Origin of the sequence: Nonlabens sp. Ci31 (assembly GCF_012974865.1) — a bacterium.
GTDB lineage: Bacteria > Bacteroidota > Bacteroidia > Flavobacteriales > Flavobacteriaceae > Nonlabens.
This window is the reverse complement of sequence record NZ_CP043633.1, coordinates 2,816,254-2,836,301: the sequence shown is the minus strand read 5'-3', so window position 1 is coordinate 2,836,301 and position 20,048 is coordinate 2,816,254. Positions and strand designations below refer to the sequence as shown.

12 protein-coding genes and 1 pseudogene are annotated in these 20,048 nt (G+C 36.6%); 6 read left to right on the top strand and 7 right to left on the bottom strand.

The annotated features are described in order from the left end of the window. Nucleotides 1–177: 177 nt before the first annotated feature. The 3 genes from uvrA to F0365_RS12410 all read left to right on the top strand — a co-directional run bounded on the left by uvrA (nucleotide 178) and on the right by F0365_RS12410 (nucleotide 5,540). Entirely contained in the window at nucleotides 178–2,982 is a 2,805-nt protein-coding gene (gene uvrA, locus F0365_RS12420; RefSeq protein WP_169933982.1) for an excinuclease ABC subunit UvrA, read from the top strand. 108 nt (nucleotides 2,983–3,090) lie between these two features. Then, the gene (gene corA, locus F0365_RS12415) at nucleotides 3,091–4,167 is read left to right on the top strand and encodes a magnesium/cobalt transporter CorA (RefSeq protein ID WP_169933981.1); all 1,077 of its coding nucleotides are present in this window, start codon (nucleotides 3,091–3,093) and stop codon (nucleotides 4,165–4,167) included. A gap of 812 nt (nucleotides 4,168–4,979) precedes the next feature. Continuing rightward, complete coding sequence (locus F0365_RS12410) at nucleotides 4,980–5,540, top strand: hypothetical protein (protein ID WP_169933980.1); 561 nt, start codon at nucleotides 4,980–4,982, stop codon at nucleotides 5,538–5,540. A 134-nt stretch (nucleotides 5,541–5,674) separates the two neighbouring features. On the opposite strand, the gene F0365_RS12405 is transcribed toward F0365_RS12410, so the two are convergent. The 3 genes from F0365_RS12405 to F0365_RS12395 all read right to left on the bottom strand — a co-directional run bounded on the left by F0365_RS12405 (nucleotide 5,675) and on the right by F0365_RS12395 (nucleotide 10,353). Further along, nucleotides 5,675–6,931, bottom strand: a complete 1,257-nt coding sequence (locus tag F0365_RS12405) for an aminotransferase class I/II-fold pyridoxal phosphate-dependent enzyme (RefSeq protein WP_169933979.1) — start codon at nucleotides 6,929–6,931, stop codon at nucleotides 5,675–5,677. A gap of 207 nt (nucleotides 6,932–7,138) precedes the next feature. Further along, entirely contained in the window at nucleotides 7,139–8,179 is a 1,041-nt protein-coding gene (locus tag F0365_RS12400) for a PLP-dependent cysteine synthase family protein (protein ID WP_169933978.1), read from the bottom strand. A gap of 122 nt (nucleotides 8,180–8,301) precedes the next feature. Then, nucleotides 8,302–10,353, bottom strand: a complete 2,052-nt coding sequence (locus F0365_RS12395; RefSeq protein ID WP_169933977.1) for a S9 family peptidase — start codon at nucleotides 10,351–10,353, stop codon at nucleotides 8,302–8,304. Between the two features lie 148 nt (nucleotides 10,354–10,501). Between F0365_RS12395 and F0365_RS12390 the strand changes: the two genes are divergently transcribed. The 3 genes from F0365_RS12390 (at nucleotide 10,502) to F0365_RS12380 (ending at nucleotide 17,781) form a co-directional block, all read left to right on the top strand. After that, nucleotides 10,502–10,816: a YbaB/EbfC family nucleoid-associated protein gene (locus tag F0365_RS12390; RefSeq protein ID WP_169933976.1), complete on the top strand. Its 315-nt coding sequence runs from the start codon at nucleotides 10,502–10,504 to the stop codon at nucleotides 10,814–10,816. A gap of 880 nt (nucleotides 10,817–11,696) precedes the next feature. Next, nucleotides 11,697–16,190: a glutamate synthase large subunit gene (gene gltB / locus F0365_RS12385; RefSeq protein ID WP_169933975.1), complete on the top strand. Its 4,494-nt coding sequence runs from the start codon at nucleotides 11,697–11,699 to the stop codon at nucleotides 16,188–16,190. Between the two features lie 118 nt (nucleotides 16,191–16,308). Beyond that, nucleotides 16,309–17,781, top strand: coding sequence for a glutamate synthase subunit beta (locus tag F0365_RS12380; RefSeq protein ID WP_169933974.1), 1,473 nt, complete (start codon nucleotides 16,309–16,311; stop codon nucleotides 17,779–17,781). A gap of 86 nt (nucleotides 17,782–17,867) precedes the next feature. On the opposite strand, the gene F0365_RS12375 is transcribed toward F0365_RS12380, so the two are convergent. The 4 genes and pseudogenes from F0365_RS12375 to F0365_RS12360 all read right to left on the bottom strand — a co-directional run bounded on the left by F0365_RS12375 (nucleotide 17,868) and on the right by F0365_RS12360 (nucleotide 20,032). Next, complete coding sequence (locus F0365_RS12375; protein WP_169933973.1) at nucleotides 17,868–18,245, bottom strand: LysM peptidoglycan-binding domain-containing protein; 378 nt, start codon at nucleotides 18,243–18,245, stop codon at nucleotides 17,868–17,870. A gap of 164 nt (nucleotides 18,246–18,409) precedes the next feature. Beyond that, nucleotides 18,410–19,156, bottom strand: coding sequence for a YebC/PmpR family DNA-binding transcriptional regulator (locus tag F0365_RS12370; RefSeq protein WP_169933972.1), 747 nt, complete (start codon nucleotides 19,154–19,156; stop codon nucleotides 18,410–18,412). 104 nt (nucleotides 19,157–19,260) lie between these two features. Then, nucleotides 19,261–19,635: a hypothetical protein gene (locus tag F0365_RS12365; RefSeq protein WP_169933971.1), complete on the bottom strand. Its 375-nt coding sequence runs from the start codon at nucleotides 19,633–19,635 to the stop codon at nucleotides 19,261–19,263. Between the two features lie 215 nt (nucleotides 19,636–19,850). Next, nucleotides 19,851–20,032 (bottom strand): annotated as a pseudogene (locus F0365_RS12360) (hypothetical protein). Between the last annotated feature and the right edge of the window lie 16 nt (nucleotides 20,033–20,048).

The following is a 20,048-nucleotide window of genomic DNA, read 5'->3' as shown; positions in this document are numbered from 1 at the left end:
GGAGTCCTTGATCGGTTTTTAAAGTAATGTTATAGTATACGCAGCCTGTTTAAAATAAATTATGGGTTAAAGATAGGAACATTTATTCCACATATACAAAAACTGATAACATTTTTTAACATATAAATCACAATAAACGATTCTTTGAAGGGCGATCTCCCTCTTATATTTGTAACTATGCCTGAAACAAAATTGTTTGCCAATATAGACCAGTTAAGCCCTAAGGAGAATATTCTCATAAAGGGTGCTGAACTTCACAACCTTAAAAGTCTCGACGCTGTCATCCCGCGTAATAAACTCGTTGTAATCACCGGTTTATCGGGGAGTGGTAAGTCTTCTCTTGCTTTTGACACTCTCTATGCTGAAGGTCAACGCCGTTATGTAGAGAGTCTTTCTTCTTATGCCAGACAGTTTTTAGGCCGTCTCAACAAACCAAAAGTAGCTTACATCAAAGGAATTGCGCCTGCAATAGCGATAGAGCAAAAGGTGAATTCTACAAATCCGCGGTCTACAGTGGGTACTACCACCGAGATTTATGATTACCTCAAATTGTTATTTGCCCGTATAGGACATACCTACTCGCCTATTTCTGGAGATGAAGTAAAAAAAGATACGGTTACCGATGTCATTAATTATGTCAAAGAGCAAGAAGAAGGGTCCAAGTTATTACTTACTACAAGGCTTATCGTAAAAGGGAAACGCGATATCACAGCGCAATTACAAGTACTGCAACAACAAGGCTTTACACGTATCAAAATTAATGACACCGTTCATAGAATCGATGAAGATAATTTATCCTATTCTAAAAAAGACGAAGTGAAAATAGTGGTGGATCGCATCATTGTCCGCGATGATGAAGATTTTTATAACCGACTAGCAGATGCCATTGATACGGCTTTCTTTGAAGGAAAAGGTGTGGCTTTTATAGAACACATGGATGGCAGTAAAGTCCGAGAATTTACTAATAAATTTGAATTAGATGGTATTGAGTTCCTAGAACCTAACCCGCATTTATTCAGTTTTAATAACCCCTATGGAGCATGTCCTAAGTGTGAAGGTTATGGCGATGTCATAGGAATAGATGAAGAATTAGTGATTCCTAACACCGCATTATCTGTTTATGAACAGGCGGTTTTTCCTTGGCGTGGCGAGAGCATGTCTTATTATAAAAACCAACTTATAAAGAACGCTGACAAGTTTGATTTTCCTGTTCATAGACCTTGGTTTGAATTGACAGAGAAGCAAAAACAGCTGGTATGGGATGGAAATAAATATTTTGACGGTATTCATTCCTTTTTTGATGAGCTCGAGGCGAAAGCTTATAAAATTCAAAATCGCGTGATGCTTTCTAGGTACCGAGGTAAAACCAGGTGCAGCAATTGTAATGGTGCAAGATTGAGAAAGGAAACCAACTATATAAAAATAGCCGAAACCACAATCACAGACCTGGTCACCCTGCCCATCAACGAACTGGTCGTCTTTTTTAAAAATCTAGAGCTTAGTGATCACGATCAACAAATTGCTAAACGACTGCTTATTGAAATCAATAACAGACTTACTTTCTTATCTGACGTAGGACTGGATTATTTGACCTTAAATCGTAAATCTAACAGCCTTTCCGGTGGAGAATCACAACGTATCAATCTAGCGACTTCTCTGGGAAGTAGCCTGGTAGGTAGCATGTATATACTGGACGAGCCTAGTATAGGATTGCATCCAAGAGATACAAAACGTTTGATTAAAGTGCTTAAAAATTTACGCGATTTAGGGAATACTGTAATCGTTGTAGAACATGATGAAGAAATCATGCAAGCTGCTGATCAGATTATCGATATAGGTCCAGAAGCTGGAACTCATGGAGGTGAAGTAGTCGCAGCTGGAACTCTTGATGAAATTTTGAAATCAGACAGTCTTACAGCAAAGTATCTGAATGGATCTATGGAAATTCCGCTTCCGCAAAAGCGCAGGTCACACAAATATTATATAGACGTTATAGGCGCGAGACAGAACAATCTACAGAATATAGATGTGCGTTTTCCTTTAGGTGTTTTAACCATGGTTACCGGAGTTTCAGGTAGTGGAAAATCAACATTAGTAAAGCAGATTCTATATCCTGCCCTCTTGAAGAAGTTGGGTGGCTATGGAAAGAAAGCAGGCCAATATACCGAAGTAAAAGGAAAGTTTGAAAATGTGAAAACGGTAGAGTTTATAGATCAAAATCCAATAGGACGTAGCTCAAGATCTAATCCTGTGACCTACATCAAAGCTTATGATGACATTCGTAACATATTTGCAAATGAAAAGGTTGCAAAAATTAGAAACTATAAACCAAAACATTTTTCTTTTAATGTAGATGGTGGAAGATGTGAAACTTGTAAAGGAGATGGAGAGGTAACTATCGAGATGCAATTCATGGCAGACGTGACTCTCATATGTGAAACCTGTAATGGAAAACGTTTCAAAAAAGAAATCCTTGAAGTGAAATTTCACGATAAAAATATCGACGATATTTTGAACCTAACTATCAATGATGCTATCGCATTTTTTGATACTAATAAGGAAGTCAAAGTCACTAGAAAACTACAGCCACTTCAAGACGTAGGTTTGGGATATGTGACTTTAGGACAAAGCTCTTCTACCCTATCAGGTGGAGAAGCACAACGTATTAAACTCGCTAGCTTTTTAGTAAAAGGAACCACGTCTGATAAAACCTTATTCATATTTGATGAGCCTACCACAGGATTGCACTTTCACGACATCAACAAATTACTAGACAGTTTCAATGCACTGATTGATAAAGGACATTCTGTGATCGTTATAGAACACAACATGGACTTGGTAAAATGTGCTGACCACGTTATTGATCTTGGACCGGAAGGTGGTAAAGCTGGTGGGAAACTAGTAGCTACTGGAACTCCAGAAGAAGTGGCTAAGATAAAGGATAGCTATACCGCTCCATACATAACAGAAAAATTAAAGTAATTGGTTGTATCATTACTCTCTGTAGGCAAAGCAGTCAAATAACAGGTATGAATAGTTCCATATAAATCTCATACATTTGATCTAGCTTGAATTATAATCAACAATTTCATGAGAAAACCTAATTTGAGATTGCGACGTAAGGCAACTCCTAAGCACAGGAACAACGTATTCCAGCCACCTGGAACTATTTCATACGTAGGAGAAGATAGAACTGGTGTTGTGACTACAGAAACCATTCTGTATGATGAGACTCATTTTTCTAAACAAGAAGGTATCTTTTTAGAGCAGCTAAAAGAAGATCGTGTCAACTGGTTCAATATTGATGGTGTTCATGATATTGACTTATTGGAAAAAATAGGAAGCAAATTCCATTTACACCACTTACTTTTAGAAGACATTGCCAATACCACACAACGTCCCAAAACAGAATTTTACGGTGATTACATTTATCAATGTATCAAAATGATTTCTTATGATGCAGAGCATCACGAGCTTTCAGAGGAACAAATAAGCATCATCCTTACGGAAGATGCTGTAATTACTTTTCAAGAAAAAACTGGTGATGTTTTTGAAAACATCAGAGAACGCATAGAAAACAGCCGGGGCCGTATCAGATCTGTAAAAAGTGATTACCTGTTCTATGCGCTTATAGATAGTATTATAGATCATTATTTTATTGCGATTGAGCAAATAGGAGATTATCTAGATCTATTAGAAGATGAAGTATTTGATGATCCACAGAAGGATTCTTTGAATAAAGCACAAAAGAACAAAAGGATGTTGTTACAACTACGACGCGCTATTTTTCCTTTGAGAGAATCTATTTCCAGACTCTTAAAAGAAGATAGCAAACTTATTGAATCTCGCACTCATGCCTATCTTCAAGATGCTTACGATCACTGTATTCAGATTATAGAAACCGTAGAATCCTACCGGGAGATTAACGCTGGATTGCGGGACATGTATCTTTCTAGCGTCAGTCACAAAATGAATCAGATCATGCAAGTACTTACTATAGTGTCTTCGATATTTATACCGATGACATTTGTGGCGGGAATTTATGGGATGAATTTTGAACATATACCAGAATTGACATGGGTACATGGTTATCAATATTTCTGGATCATTAACATAGTTATTTTTATAAGTCTTATCTTTTTCTTTAAATGGAAAAAGTGGATCTAGAAGTTTCCTATTTGGAGACATCTTAGTCGGTTTTACATTCTTAAGAGTAAAAAATAATTAGAAAGAACCTTGATCGATAACAAAATAAATCTCTACCTCAAATGGCATGTCTTTTATAGGTTCAGATGCTGTAAGTTTTATTTGTGGATTCTCAAAAAATAAAAAAGGAACGTACTCTCATAAATAAACAAAGCATTTAGTTGATACCTTCCATGTATAATTGAAAGAAAACCTCTAAGTAAAACTTATGAAAGTCAGAACTATAAGAGTCCCCTATTAACAAGAGTTCTTATGAAAATTAATGTCAGAGTGTCACCTCAATGACCTATTTAACTCCTAATAGGGCAATTACAATGGACCATTGCCTTAGTTGCCTCAATATGTGGTATTTAAAATGAAGTGTACTCCCGACATAGGACAAATAGCTTCTCTTAATATTTAGTAATCAGTAGATTATATAATATAATCGATTATTAAAGATCCTATTACACTTCATTCATCTACTCCAAAACATAAAGCCGTCTTAGCATTTGTGCTATCTATAGTAAGAATTAAGGCTAAAACAGAATGACCTCTTGGCTTTTTATACTAATAAATTTATATGAATAATTATTTATTATGCATGCATAATAGTTTGGCACGTGTATTGCAGTTATGTAAGAGAAGATTAGTAAGAGAAATTTTCATAAAGTTTTTTGGTTGGTTAGTTAGAAATCCTGAGATGTCATCTTTGACAACTTGGGATTTCTTCTTTTAGAGAACTAGATAGGATTTCACGGTAAGCAGACCAAATAAATTTCTATTTTTGACTTATGAAACAATGGACCTTAATTGCCCTCCTTCTGCTTTTTGTAAACTGTAAAACAGGGCCAGAAGAAAATTCTAAATCATCAGCACCTATTCTTGAAGAGGCCGAAAAAGAACTTGTATTTCCAGATGACTTTTTAGGCGTCTATAAAGGAGATCTAATGAACACGACGAGCTATGGGGTTGAAATTATTCCTATGGAATTTCATCTGCTTGCTACATCTGATCCTTTTGAATACGACTATAAAATATACTACGGTGTGGAGAGATCTGAAAGAGCCTACACGTTAATCCGGACAGAAAACCCTAACATTTATGAATTAGATGAGAATAATGGTATTTTACTTCCCGTAGCTTATTCTAAGAACACCTTATTTAGCACTTATGAAGTCGCTGGTAATTTATTGCAAAACAGCGAAGTTTTCTACAAAGACCGCATGGATTTTATGATTACCATGTCGGTACTAAAGAATAAAGAAGAAACAGGCAAGGCCGCAGGATACCAAGTCATCAGCTACCCTATAAGTGTTATGCAGCAAGCCTCCCTTTATAAGGAAGCTCCATAGACTATAGACTCAATAGTATTTCCATAAGCTCGACACAGTTTAGTAAAAGAATTAAAATTTAACTATTTTACATAGAAAAGCCCTGTTTTACAGGGCTTTTTATTAATAAACTGAATATGTAATCAGCGGTTAGTTTATGCAAATGCAGCTGCTACACTAGCGCTTAGTCTTTTATAAACACCACTATCTAATCTCTCTCGAATTCCTTCAAATGAAGTTAGTGTTTCTTCGATATCTTCCATAGTATGGGAAGCTGTGGGAATCAACCTTAACAAAATAAGACCTTTAGGTATTACAGGATACACAACTATAGAGCAAAATACACCAAAGTTCTCACGCAAGTCTTTTACCAACGCCATCGCTTCTGGAATACTTCCTTTCAAATATACTGGAGTTACACAAGATTGTGTTGTGCCTATATCAAAGCCACGATCTTTTAAACCGTTTTGCAATGCATTTACGTTTTCCCAAAGCTTTTCTCTAAGCTCTGGCATGGTACGCAACATGTCAAGACGTTTTAAAGCACCTACTACTAACTGTGATTGCAGCGATTTTGCAAACATTTGAGAACGCAAATTGTACTTTAAATAATCCATTATTTCTTTATCGGCTGCTATAAAAGCACCTGTACTAGCAAGAGATTTTGCAAATGTGGCAAAGTAAACATCGATATCATCTTGTATACCTTGTTCCTCACCTGCTCCAGCACCAGTTTTACCTAATGTACCGAATCCATGTGCATCATCTACAAAAAGACGGAAGTTGTACTTTTTCTTAAGTGCAACTATTTCTTTTAATTTTCCTTGCTCACCACGCATTCCAAAAACACCCTCAGAAATCACTAAGATTCCTCCACCGGTATGCTCTGCAATTTTAGTGGCACGTTGTAAGTTCTTTTCTATACTTTCTAAATCGTTGTGCTTGTAAGTAAAACGCTTACCCTGGTGTAGACGTACACCATCAATGATACAAGCATGTGCATCTACATCGTAAACAATAACGTCATCTTTACAAACTAGCGCATCTACCGTAGACATACATCCTTGGTAACCAAAGTTTAATAAGTAAGCCGCTTCTTTATTGACAAATTCTGCCAACTCATTTTGAAGTTGTTCGTGTAGATCTGTATGACCGCTCATCATACGTGCTCCCATAGGATATGCACTACCGAATTCAACTCCTGCCTCAGCATCTACCTTTCTTACCTCAGGGTGATTAGCAAGACCCAGATAATCATTGACACTCCAGGTAATCACTTCTCTACCGTTGAATTGCATTCGGTTAGAAATAGGTCCTTCTAACTTTGGAAATACAAAATATCCTTCAGCTACGCTGGCCCACTTACCTAAAGGTCCTTTGTCTTTATAAATTTTATCAAATAAATCTTTCATAGGAATGTTATAATGAGGCAAAGATACAATTCTAATCACAATTTGCCTATTCATTATGCGTGCATAATAAAGAAGTTGATAACAATAACCTGTTGATAAATAGGTGTTTAAGGATTTATGAGGATATGGCTTTCGCAGAAGCGACATAAAAAAACCGCTATATTTCTGTAATACAACGGTTTATATAATGTTAAATATTCGTCTAACCTACTTGATATATTCTATATATTGCTGACTAGCTGTTGATTTTGAATCAAAAAAGCCTTGATCCTGCATCCACTCATCGTTATAAATCTTACTCATATAACGAGAGCCATGGTCTGGAAAAATAACAACCACTTTAGAATTTTCATCAAACTCGCCAGCTGCAGCTAATTGTTTTACCGCTTGCATAGCTGCTCCACTTGTATAACCTACAAATAAACCTTCTGTTTGTGAAATTTGGCGTGCTGTATGTGCAGCATCTTCATCCTTTACTTTAGTAAAACTATCTATCACATCAAAATCAGTTGCCGTAGGGATCAAGTTTTTACCCAATCCTTCTATACGGTAAGGATAGATCTCATTTTTATCAAATTCTTGAGTCTCATGATATTTCTTAAGAACGCTACCATAGGCATCTACCCCTAATATTTTTACATTTGGATTTTGCTCTTTTAAGAATCGAGCAGTACCAGAAATAGTCCCCCCAGTTCCACTACAAGCGACTAAATGTGTGATTTCACCAGCGGTTTGATTCCAGATTTCAGGACCAGTAGATAAATAGTGAGCCTCTGCATTTAGATCGTTAAAATACTGATTGATGTATATACTGTTCTTAATTTCATCATGAAGACGTTTTGCTACTTGATAATAACTACGAGGATCATCAGCACTTACGTTTGCAGGACAAACATAAACCTTTGCTCCCATAGACTTTAACATGTCTATTTTGTCTGCACTAGATTTTGAACTTACTGCTAGTACACAGTCGTAACCCTTAATACGGCTTACCATAGCGATGCTAAAACCAGTATTTCCAGAAGTAGTTTCTATGATAGTATCTCCAGCTTTAAGAATTCCTTTGCGTTCTGCCTCTTCAATGATATGAAGTGCAATACGATCTTTTGAGGAATGCCCTGGATTAAAAGCCTCTACTTTGGCGTAATAATTACCTGGAAAAGTTTCTACTGATTTTGAAAGTTTTATTAAAGGTGTTTCACCTATTAATTCCAATACATTATTATACGCTTTAATGTTGTCGCTCATATGTTGGTTTTTGCTTGGAACCTTTAGTTTCACTTTTAATATTAAAAAGTTTAAAGCAACTAAAAAAATTCCTATGTACATCATTTTTTTGCACAAAACTTGGCAAATTTACATAAAAAAAACTAGCTGTTGATATTTTCAAGATCTAACAGAAATGCAAAATCTATTGCCACTTCTTTTAGTGCATCATATCTTCCCGACGCACCGCTGTGACCGCTAGAAAGATCAGTCTTAAATAGCACTACATTGGAGTCCTTTTTAAATTCTCTCAACTTAGCTACCCATTTTGCGGGTTCCCAATACTGTACTTGAGAATCGTGATAACCTGTAGTTACCAGAATATGAGGATAATTCTGAGCAATTACTTGATCGTATGGAGAGTAACTCAACATGTACTCATAACTCTCTTTTGTGTTGGGATTTCCCCATTCGTCGTATTCTCCCGTGGTAAGTGGTATGCTATCGTCCAGCATCGTAGTGACTACATCTACAAAAGGTACGGCACTTAAAATTCCGTTATATAAATGAGGTGCCATATTTATAATTGCTCCCATTAATAATCCGCCGGCGCTACCCCCAGAAGCATACAGATGGTTCGATGAGGTATACTTTTCTTTAATTAAATATTCACTACAGGCTATAAAGTCTGTAAATGTATTGCGCTTTGAAAACATTTTTCCGCCTTCATACCATTGCCTACCTAAGTATTCCCCTCCTCTGACGTGTGAGATGGCAAAAATAAATCCACGGTCGAGCAAACTCAATCTAGAAATAGAAAAGTAAGGATCAATAGTGCTCCCATAACTCCCATAGCCATATTGCAACATCGGGTTCCCGTCAGCTTTTTTCATATCCTTTCTATAAACCAAGCTTATAGGTACTTTGACACCGTCAGGGGCTGTTGCCCATACACGTTCAGAGATATAGTTTTCTGGATCAAAGTTGGGGTCTTCTATGGGTTGCGTTTTTAAGATCACCTCTTCCCTTGTTTCCATATCAAATTCTATAACCGAAGGCGGCATGGTCATCGAGTTATAGTTGTAGCGTAATTTTTTCGTTTTAAACTGGAAATTAGCACTGGTAAAAGCGGTATATGTCTCGTTATCAAATGGTAAAAAGTAATCTACCGTATGATCCCAAGCCTTGATTCTTATACGATTCAAGCCATTAAAACGATCTGAGACAACAAAGTAATTCTCAAAAAGATCAAAATCTTCTAATAACACATCTGGGTCATGAGCAATAAAATCCTCCCAATTTTCCATTTCTGGAGTTGCTATGGCAGTTCTCATGATTTTAAAGTTAGTGGCCTCATCTTTATTGGTCATGATATAAAAACTATCTTGATAATGAGAAACACTGTATTCCATTTTTGGCTGGCGTTCTTGAACCATCTTAAAATCACTGTCTGGCAAATCTGCGTCTATATAACGTACTTCATCAGATAAAGTGGCAGAAGATTTAATCATGATAAAACGCTCTGACATGCTCTTGTAAACAAAGCAATTGAAGATCTCATCTTTCTCCTCAAAGATCATCTCGTTAGAAGAAGCTGGTTGACCTATTTCGTATTTGAAGATTTTATTCGATCGCAAGGTTTGTTGATCTTTACGCGTAAAAAAGAGTGTTTTATTGTCGTTTGCCCATACAGAGCCTCCTGAAGTCAATTCTAAATTGGTTTTAAAGGTTTCACCCGTTTCTAGATTCTTTACATGTATCGTGTATTCTCTTCTACCTTTAGTATCCACGGCATAGGCAACGAGCTTATTATCTGGTGATATATTTAAAGAAGTAAGATTGTAAAAATCATGTCCTATTGCCATTTCATTGACATTAAAAAGCAATTCTTTCTCCTCACTGCCGTCTTTACGCCTGTAAAAATAAGGGTAACTCTCACCTGTTTCCATTTTACTTATATACCAGTAACCGTTTAATAGGTAAGGAACGGACTCATCATCTTCCTTAATGCGAGACTTTATTTCCTTAAAAAGATCTTCTTTTAAAGTGTCTGTATGTTGAGTAATTGCATCGTAATACTCGTTTTCTTTTTTTAAATAATCAATAACTTCTGGAGCATCACGCTCTGTCATCCAGTGGTAATTATCAATTCTTTGATGTCCATGCATGTCATGAACGTGAGGTATTTTCTTTGCAATCGGAGCTTGGTGAGCCATAAATAAGGTTACTTTTAAAAGCGCCGCAAGATATAAAATCGCTTTCCATTTGTTACTATCGTTGTGAAATAGTTAATTTTGTTCTCGCTTTCGCGAAAGCGGAAAAACCACAAGTACTTTACAGCAATACATCTAAAAAATAAAAATTATGTTCGGAGATATGATGGGTAAACTCAAAGAAACCCAACAAAAAGTAGAAGAAACTAAAAAGAGAATGGATACGGTATTGATAGACGAGCAATCTAGCGATGGCCTTTTAAGAGTTACCGTTACAGCAAGCCGCAAAATTAAAAACATCGCCCTTGCAAAAGAACTTTTGGAGGACAAAGAACAATTAGAAGATTATCTAGTGCTCGTAACTAATAAAGCACTTGCTAAAGCCGAAGCAATTTACGAGGCAGAAGTTGCTGCTGTTGCTAAAGATGGATTACCTAATATTCCGGGTATGGACATGTTTAAATAGTAGTAAGTAGTAGTATTGATATAAGAATTAAAAGGAGGTCATCCTATTGTATTTAATACGCTTCTCCTTACTTTACTTTATAGAGCTATGCTTCAACAGAAAGCCACTAATCAACTTAGTAGCTTTTAATTTGGTTCCAGCCGCTTAGCATTTTTCTAGCCTGGAGAGAAAGGTCTTCTTACCAGCTCTCTACGCTACACCTTCTTATATGAAGTTGCTTACCGACTTCCTGCTCTTAAAATAATTAGGAAATAACAATTGAATTAAATAAATCTACTCCAATCGAGATAGCTGTTCCCGATACACAGCTTTTAAGCATTCCGTTTACTAAACAAATAAACAGCTAATGGTACTTTTTTTATTCTATAAATAAGCATTACCTGTCGCTGACTGTAAAGGCCTAAAGAGGCTAAGGTTATGAATAACAGACCAACCTATTCTCTATTAAAATTAGGTAAACTCCATAGATTTGAAAACTACAGATATTCACCCTAATTATAAGGGGCTACCTTTTTATAAACTATGATTGAAAAAGATATACCGCTACATTAGATAGGGAGTGTATTCAAAAAGCATATTTAAATAATGTAAATCGCTCTTAAATTATGGATTTCGTAATTAAAATTAATAATTAGATGTATTTATATTTTACAACAATGGATACATCGAATTATTTTCAATAAAATAAAGTCCGCTTGTTAAATAAATCTAAAATTTGATTTCGAAAATCATATTTAAATGGGATTATAATCCTAAAATGATAATTATCACAAAGTAAAATTTGGATAATGATAAAAATGATCGGAGTGTTTGGAATACAGCTGATTGAAAGCTATCTTTAAAGATATCAGTATACTTTTTCACTCCTAAAACTCCCCATATGCTTAAGAAACAAGGGCTGTACCTTCCAGAATTTGAACACGATAATTGCGGGGCTGGTTTTATGTGTAGCCTTCATGGAACTAAGTCTAATGATATTATACACAAAGCACTTCAAATCTTAGAAAAATTAGAACATCGAGGTGCAGTAAGCGCTGATGGTAAAACTGGAGATGGTGCTGGAATACTCATTGACATTCCGCATGCGTTTTTTGAAAGTGTTTGTGATTTCTCTATTCCCTCTTCAGGTGATTATGCGGTGAGTAATGTTTTTCTACCGCGCAAGATCAATCAGCAAGATTACTGTATTCGTATTCTTGAAGAACAAATTGAAAAACAAGGCTTAGAGATTTTAGGATGGCGTGATGTTCCCGTGGATGAGTCTGTATTAGGAGAGATCGCACAAGTATCACAACCTTTTATCAAACAGTTATTTGTAGAAAAGCCCGAAAAGCAAAGTGAATTTGATTTTAATTTAAAACTCTACATCGCTCGTAAAACGGCAGAGCATACTATATATAGTTCTAAGCTGTCAGAAAGCTCTTTCTTCTATCTTCCAAGTTTTTCTACCAAGATCATTATATATAAAGGATTGTTGCGTCCTCAAGATATTAAGGCCTTTTATAAAGATTTAAATGAACCTTCTTTTGTTACCAGACTGGCATTAGTACACCAGCGATTCTCTACAAACACCTTCCCTACTTGGGACCTGGCACAGCCGTTTAGGTACATGTGTCACAATGGAGAAATAAATACATTGCGAGGTAATATAGCGCGCATGTTTTCTAGAGAAGAACTCATGAAAAGCAATTGGTTCGGTGAAGACCTTAAGAACGTATTACCGGTCGTACTTCCAGGTAAATCTGATTCTGCTTCCATGGACATGGTTGTGGAGCTTTTATTAATGACCGGGCGATCTTTACCAGAAGTAATGATGATGTTGGTTCCAGAAGCATGGGAAAAAAACCCAGACATGTCTCCAGAAAAAAAGGCCTTTTATGAATTCAATTCTTGTCTTATGGAACCATGGGATGGTCCTGCTTCTATTCCTTTTACAGATGGGAATTACATAGGTGCCGTTCTCGATAGAAACGGATTAAGACCTTCCAGATATACGGTTACTAAAGATGGCTATGTAGTCATGTCTTCAGAAACTGGAGTTATAGATATAGCTCCAGCTAATGTAGAAATGCATGGAAGACTAGAGCCAGGAAAAATGTTTCTAGTGGATATGAGCGCTGGAAGGATTATAAATGATGAAGAAATCAAACAGGAAATTGCCTCTAGATACCCCTACCAAGAATGGCTGGACCAAAATCTTGTACATTTAAAAGACATTCCTTATAATGAATGTCCTGTATTTCTCAATCAGGAGTCTCTTGTTAGAAGACAGTTATTATTTGGATATACTCAAGAAGAAATCGACCGAATCATTCTTCCTATGGCAAATTTGGGTAAAGAGCCTATAGGATCCATGGGGAATGACGCTCCTATTGCTGCGATATCTGAACGTCCACAACTCATTTATAATTATTTCAAACAGCTGTTTGCGCAGGTGACAAATCCGCCGCTGGATGGTATACGGGAGGAACTAATTACCGATATCAGTCTTTCTTTAGGAAGCGATTCTAACATCTTTGAGATCAACAATATTCATTGTAGAAAACTCAAAATTCAGAATCCAGTGATCTCCAAACAAGATTTAGATAAGGTAAAGAATTTCAAGCACGATCATTTCAATATCATATCCATTCCTATGGTATATGAAGCACAAAAAGGTCATAATGGACTGGAAAATGCACTTGAAAGACTCTTAGAGAACGCTGCTAAAGCAATTGATCAAGGAACAAACATCATCATCCTATCAGATCGTGAGGTGAGTAAGGACAGTGCTCCTATTCCAGCACTTTTGGCTTGTAGTTATGTCAATAACGGACTGGTAAAGCTCAAAAAACGTTCTCGAGCCAGTTTGATCATCGAGTCTGCTGAGCCTCGTGAGGTGCATCATTTTGCCTTATTATTTGGTTATGGTGCCAGTGCAATCAACCCGTATATGGTGAACGAGATCATCGAGACCCATATCGATTTACTCGAGATGAAAGACCCTCAGATTGCCATCCAAAACTTTAATGCTGCTATAGGAAAAGGGGTTTTAAGAGTGATGAATAAAATAGGGATCTCTACCTTAAATTCTTACCGCGGTTCGCAACTTTTTGAATGTATAGGAATCAATTCTAAAGTGGTGGAGCAATACTTCCCTCGCACGGTAACGCGTCTTCAGGGAATTGGTTTGCACGAGATTGAAAAAGATATTCATAAACGTTATGACTCCGCTTTCGCTAAAGCGGAACAGCCATCCAATTTCGACCTAGAAATAGGTGGTGAATACCGATGGAGAAGAAAAGGAGAAAAACATTTGTTCAATCCGATGACGATTGCCAAGTTACAAGAAGCTGTGCGAAGCAACAAACCATTGGTGTATAAGGAATACGCTGCATTAATCAATGATCAGCAAAAACAATTGATGACGATTAGAGGTCTATTTGAGTTTACTAACTTTGACCCTATCGATATCAATGAAGTAGAGCCTTGGACTGAAATTGTCAAACGATTCAAGACAGGGGCGATGTCTTATGGTTCCATTTCTAAAGAAGCCCATGAAAATCTAGCAGTTGCCATGAACCGTATTTCTGGAAAAAGTAATTCTGGAGAAGGTGGTGAAGACCAAGAACGATTCTATAAAAATGTGAATGGAGATTGGAAAAACAGTGCTATTAAACAAGTAGCCTCGGGAAGATTTGGGGTTACTTCTAATTACCTGACTAACGCAAGTGAGATCCAAATTAAAATGGCTCAAGGAGCAAAACCTGGTGAAGGCGGACATCTTCCTGGCCCTAAAGTTAATGCAGAAATCGCCAAAACGCGTAACTCTACTCCATACGTAGGATTGATATCGCCACCACCTCATCACGATATTTATTCCATTGAAGATTTATCCCAATTGATTTATGACTTAAAATCGGCTAATCGAGAAGCCCGTATTAATGTAAAGTTAGTATCAGAAGTAGGTGTAGGAACTGTTGCCGCTGGAGTAGCAAAAGCAAAGGCTGATGTGATTCTCATCTCTGGCCACGATGGTGGAACCGGCGCTGCGGCACTCACATCACTTAAACATACAGGTTTGCCTTGGGAATTAGGCCTTGCCGAAGCGCAACAAACACTAGTCATGAACGACTTGCGTAATCGAGTGGTATTGGAATGTGATGGTCAATTAAAAACCGGTCGCGATGTCGCCGTTGCAGCCTTGTTAGGTGCTGAAGAATTTGGTTTTGCCACCGCTCCCTTGGTGGCTTCTGGATGTATCATGATGCGTGCGTGTCATTTAAATACTTGTCCCGTAGGTATTGCTACGCAAAATCCAGAATTGCGTAAGAAATTTAAAGGAAAACCAGAACATGTAGTGAATTTCATGTATTTCGTAGCCCAAGAATTGCGCGAGATTATGGCCCAGTTAGGTTTTAGAACGATGGATGAAATGGTAGGCCAAGTTCAAAAACTAGACAGAAGTAAATCTATAGATTCTTATAAAGCTATGGGACTGGACCTTTCTCCTATTCTTCATAAAGTAGATGTTCCTGATACGGTGGCTTTAAGGAATACAACAAAGCAAGATCACGATCTAGAAAAAGCTTTGGATTTTAAAATCATCAGTAAAGCGCATCCTGCATTATTTAGAAAAGAAAAAACCATTTTAGACTTTGACATTACTAATGAAAATCGTGCTGTAGGAACTATTCTCAGTAATGAAATTTCAAAAATATACGGTGTTAACGGACTTCCTGATAATACGCTTAAAGTGAATTTTAAAGGATCTGCTGGTCAGAGTTTTGGAGCCTTTGCAGCAAAAGGACTTACACTGAGCGTTACGGGAAATACTAACGATTATATAGGTAAAGGACTGTCTGGAGCAAAATTGATCGTAAAAGTCCCAATGGAATCCACATTTGCGCCTGAAGAAAATGTGATTATAGGCAATGTTGCCTTTTATGGCGCTACAACTGGTAAAGCATTTATCAATGGAAAAGCTGGCGAGCGTTTTTGTGTTCGTAATTCTGGAGTTCAAGCTGTTGTAGAAGGAATAGGTGACCATGGATGTGAATACATGACAGGAGGAACTGTGGTGATTTTAGGAAGTGTAGGAAGGAATTTTGGAGCTGGAATGAGCGGTGGTATTGCCTTTGTATATGATAAAGGCCGCACTCTAGTATCCAAATCCAATACAGAAGGCCTCCATTTTAATCCTGTTGAAGATACAGCAGATTTGAATATTCTAAAAGACCTGGTGGAAGAACATTACAACATGACATTGAGTCCACTAGCCCAGCGATTGTTAGAAAACTGGGAACAAGAAGTGGGGCATTTTATAAAGGTATTGCCAGAAGAATACAGATTGGCTTTATTGAGATTAGAAGAAGAGAATACGGAAACTGTTTAATGACTGAAAAGAAATAGATCACTGTGCTATTGGACTACTGAGAAAAGACTTGGAGTCTTAAAAGTGATTTTAACGAAAACCGATTAGGAACAGTTTAAAAGAATTAAAGAAATTAGATATGGGAAAAACAACCGGATTTTTAGAATATAAAAGAGCAGATGAGACTTATTTACCTGTTCAAGAACGTGTAGAGAATTATAAAGAATTTACCGTGCCTCTTACAGAGCCTGAACTAAAAAAACAAGGTGGGCGATGCATGGATTGTGGCATTCCTTTTTGTCATAGTGGCTGCCCGTTAGGAAATCTGATTCCAGATTTTAACGATATGGTATATAAAGGCCGCTGGAAAGAAGCTGCTCAAATATTACACAGTACCAATAACTTCCCAGAATTTACAGGTAGGTTATGTCCGGCTCCTTGTGAAGAATCTTGTGTACTAGGGATCAATGAAGATCCAGTAAGTATTGAGAATATAGAAAAGAATATTGCAGAAAAAGCCTTTGAAGAAGGATGGGTAAATGCACAACCCCCAAAGGAACGCACCACTAAAACAGTAGCCGTCATAGGATCTGGACCTTCAGGCCTGGCGACAGCTCAACAATTAAACAGAGCTGGTCATACCGTTACTGTTTATGAACGAGATGCAAAAATAGGTGGCCTATTAAGATATGGGATCCCAGATTTTAAATTGCAAAAAGACGTGATCGATAGACGACTGCAAGTTTTAGAGGAAGAAGGGATTATTTTTAAAACTAATTCTGAAGTTGGTAAAAATATCAGTGTTGAAAAACTTAAAAGTGATCACGATGCTATTGTCCTTTGTGGAGGTGCAACGATAAAAAGAGGCATTCCTATCAAAGGAGCTCATCTTAAAGGTGTCTATCAGGCGATGGATTTTTTAAAGCAAAATAATGAACGTGTAGATGGTTTTCAAGAATGGGAAGAAATCATCATGGCGACCGATAAAAATGTAGTGGTTATAGGTGGTGGAGATACAGGTTCTGACTGTATAGGGACATCTAACAGACACGGAGCAACTTCTGTAACCAACTTTGAAATCCTAGCCAGACCTACTATAGAAAGATCAGAAGAACAACCCTGGCCATATTTTCCTATGCGTTTAAAAACCACCTCTTCACATCAAGAAGGCGTAGAACGTGTCTTTAGCATTTCTACTAGAGAATTTTTAGGAGACCAAAAAGGAAACCTTACCGGCCTGGTCACCGTAGAAGTAGAATGGATCAAAAAACCGGGTCATGTAAGACCCGAATTAAAAGAGGTAAAAGGAACAGAGAAAAAATGGGAATGCGATATGGCATTGCTTGCTTTAGGATTTACTGGGCCTGAAAAAACCTTAATTGATCAGCTAGGCTTAGATACAGATATGAGAGGAAATATAAAAGCAGACCCTTCTAACCATAAGACCAACGTAGATGGAATATTTACTGCCGGAGATATGCGACGCGGTCAGTCCTTAATAGTTTGGGCAATTTCTGAAGGTCGGGAAGCAGCACATCATGTAGACTCCTATTTAATGGGAACTTCTCAATTACCTCTTAAAGATTTAGACAATGATCTTCCTAGAAGGTAAAAGCTATAATTGAAGTTAGTCTGTCTCGCTAAAAAATAAAAAAGCCTCGCAATTAGAGAGGCTTTTTGTGTATAATAGGTTGATAATTACAAATTAGGAATGACTAATTCCTGACCTGCATGTATCAAATCTGGATTTTTCAATATATCAGTGTTGGCTGCAAAAATTTGCTTGTACTTCATTGGGTCTTTAAAATAATGTTTTGCAATAAGACTTAAAGACTCTCCATTTTTTACCGTGTGCTTGGCATAGATAGAATCATCAGCAACTTTAATGTCTGCCATTACATCTGATGGGCTATCTCCACCCACTTTTTTAATCTCATCCCACAATAAATTTTTATAATAAAGAGTCGCTGCGGTACCTCTTATTTCTAATGTATCTCCGTTTACCTGTACGTCTCCATTTTGGATGTTTAATTTTTCTCCTAAATCAAGGACACTTTGATATTTTTCTTTTACCATGTTATAATTCGCTTTTAATGTATGAATCCTAAAATTAAGAGTTTTAATTGGCTTTTACTTAATTGCCTATTGACAAATTCCATTTATGATGGCTTGTTTGTGATTTTTAACTGAAAAAAGTGATGCCCATCTTGATGCACTGCAAAACTGACATCATTCATCAGTTACTCCTCTTCTTCTTTTATAGTGGTGTAAACATTATTCACATCATCGTCTTCATCTAACTTCTCTAATAATTTATCGATGTCCTCTTTTTGCTCTGCGGTCACTTCCTTTTGAATGGTAGGAATATATTCAAAATCTGAACTTAAGATCTCGATATTCATCTCCTCTAGTGCTTTTTGCAAAGCTCCATAATTTTGAAATTCTGCATAAATCATGATTCCATCTACAGAATTATTATCTTCTTCATCTTTTTCATCAAGGAACAACTCCTCAGCACCAAAATCTATCAATTCCAATTCCAATTCTTCTAAATCTAATGCTCCTGCTGGGATTCTAAAATGACATTTATGATCAAACATAAATTCTACCGAGCCAGAGGTACCTAGATTACCATCGCATTTATTAAAATAACTGCGCACGTTTGCCACTGTTCTATTGTTATTATCTGTAGAGGTTTCTACGAGAACTGCTATACCGTGAGGTGCATATCCTTCAAAAAGTACGGTTTCATAGTTGGCCGTATCTTTATCGGTTGCTTTTTTAATCGCGCGTTCTACGTTTACTTTAGGCATGTTTACCGCCTTGGCATTTTGTATCACCGCTCTTAATCTAGAGTTGACATCAGGATCTGGTCCACCTTCTTTCACTGCTATGACAATGTCTTTACCTATTCTTGTAAAGGCCTTAGACATGGCACTCCATCGTTTCATTTTACGCGCCTTGCGGAATTCAAAAGCTCTACCCATTTCTAAAGTTTAATAGTTATATATTATTTGGTGTAAATATAAAATCTTGTGACTAGGCTTGCAACAAGAAATAAAAAAAGCCACTTTAAAGTGGCTTTTTTAAATTATAGAATTACTAATAACGGGTCATAGGTACTGCGTACCTTAGCGTAAAGGTCATATTGAGGTTGCGTTAAAATATCTTTCATTTCCATTGCTTGGTCTAAATAAAGTGCTAGGAGCATTCTATTTAGTTCTTCTTTTGGTGTATTACTATTTATAAGAAGTTCTTGGGACACAATAAACTCGGTTTGCTTTATATCGAAAAGCAACTCCTGTTTAGTAGTTAATGAAAGAACGCTGTCAAATTGTACTACTATTTCCTTTGCCTTTTCTTCCTGTGCAGGAGTTGGGTCATTAGGTAAATATTGCTGAGCATTGACAGTAGCAGAACACAAAATAATTGCGATTATACTACATTGAATTATTAAATTTTTCATCTTTCAAGTTTTTAATTAACTGTATTTTACAAGATAACGGATCGAATGAAATTGGACTATTAATATTTTTATAAGATTTTCAAATACTCCAAAATATGATAGGTTTATGTTAGTTGGTTACCTAAAGCATAAAAAACACTTTTTTTCTAGAATTAAGCCACAAAAAAACCGTCTAGCACAGCCAGACAGCTTTTGATTTATCGTATATCAATTCTTTATAAAGAATTGTTTACTTCTTGTTTTTTAAGCTTTGCTTCTTTTTTTAATTTTCTTTTTCTAATAAGGAGCCTGTTATCCAGTATGGTATGATAGCAGTCAAGAAAATCATTAACCAAAATCCTAAAGTTAGAATTCCTAAAAATGCTAAAAAACCCAAATATTGACCAAATTCAAACATTATATAGTTGTTTTCT

Excerpts from the sequence above, each read along its gene's own strand:
- uvrA (WP_169933982.1), top strand. The coding sequence starts at position 178 with ATGCCTGAAACAAAATTGTTTGCCAATATAGACCAGTTAAGCCCTAAG.
- corA (WP_169933981.1), top strand. The coding sequence starts at position 3,091 with ATGAGAAAACCTAATTTGAGATTGCGACGTAAGGCAACTCCTAAGCAC.
- F0365_RS12410 (WP_169933980.1), top strand. The coding sequence starts at position 4,980 with ATGAAACAATGGACCTTAATTGCCCTCCTTCTGCTTTTTGTAAACTGT.
- F0365_RS12405 (WP_169933979.1), bottom strand. The coding sequence starts at position 6,931 with ATGAAAGATTTATTTGATAAAATTTATAAAGACAAAGGACCTTTAGGT.
- F0365_RS12400 (WP_169933978.1), bottom strand. The coding sequence starts at position 8,179 with ATGAGCGACAACATTAAAGCGTATAATAATGTATTGGAATTAATAGGT.
- F0365_RS12395 (WP_169933977.1), bottom strand. The coding sequence starts at position 10,353 with ATGGCTCACCAAGCTCCGATTGCAAAGAAAATACCTCACGTTCATGAC.
- F0365_RS12390 (WP_169933976.1), top strand. The coding sequence starts at position 10,502 with ATGTTCGGAGATATGATGGGTAAACTCAAAGAAACCCAACAAAAAGTA.
- gltB (WP_169933975.1), top strand. The coding sequence starts at position 11,697 with ATGCTTAAGAAACAAGGGCTGTACCTTCCAGAATTTGAACACGATAAT.
- F0365_RS12380 (WP_169933974.1), top strand. The coding sequence starts at position 16,309 with ATGGGAAAAACAACCGGATTTTTAGAATATAAAAGAGCAGATGAGACT.
- F0365_RS12375 (WP_169933973.1), bottom strand. The coding sequence starts at position 18,245 with ATGGTAAAAGAAAAATATCAAAGTGTCCTTGATTTAGGAGAAAAATTA.
- F0365_RS12370 (WP_169933972.1), bottom strand. The coding sequence starts at position 19,156 with ATGGGTAGAGCTTTTGAATTCCGCAAGGCGCGTAAAATGAAACGATGG.
- F0365_RS12365 (WP_169933971.1), bottom strand. The coding sequence starts at position 19,635 with ATGAAAAATTTAATAATTCAATGTAGTATAATCGCAATTATTTTGTGT.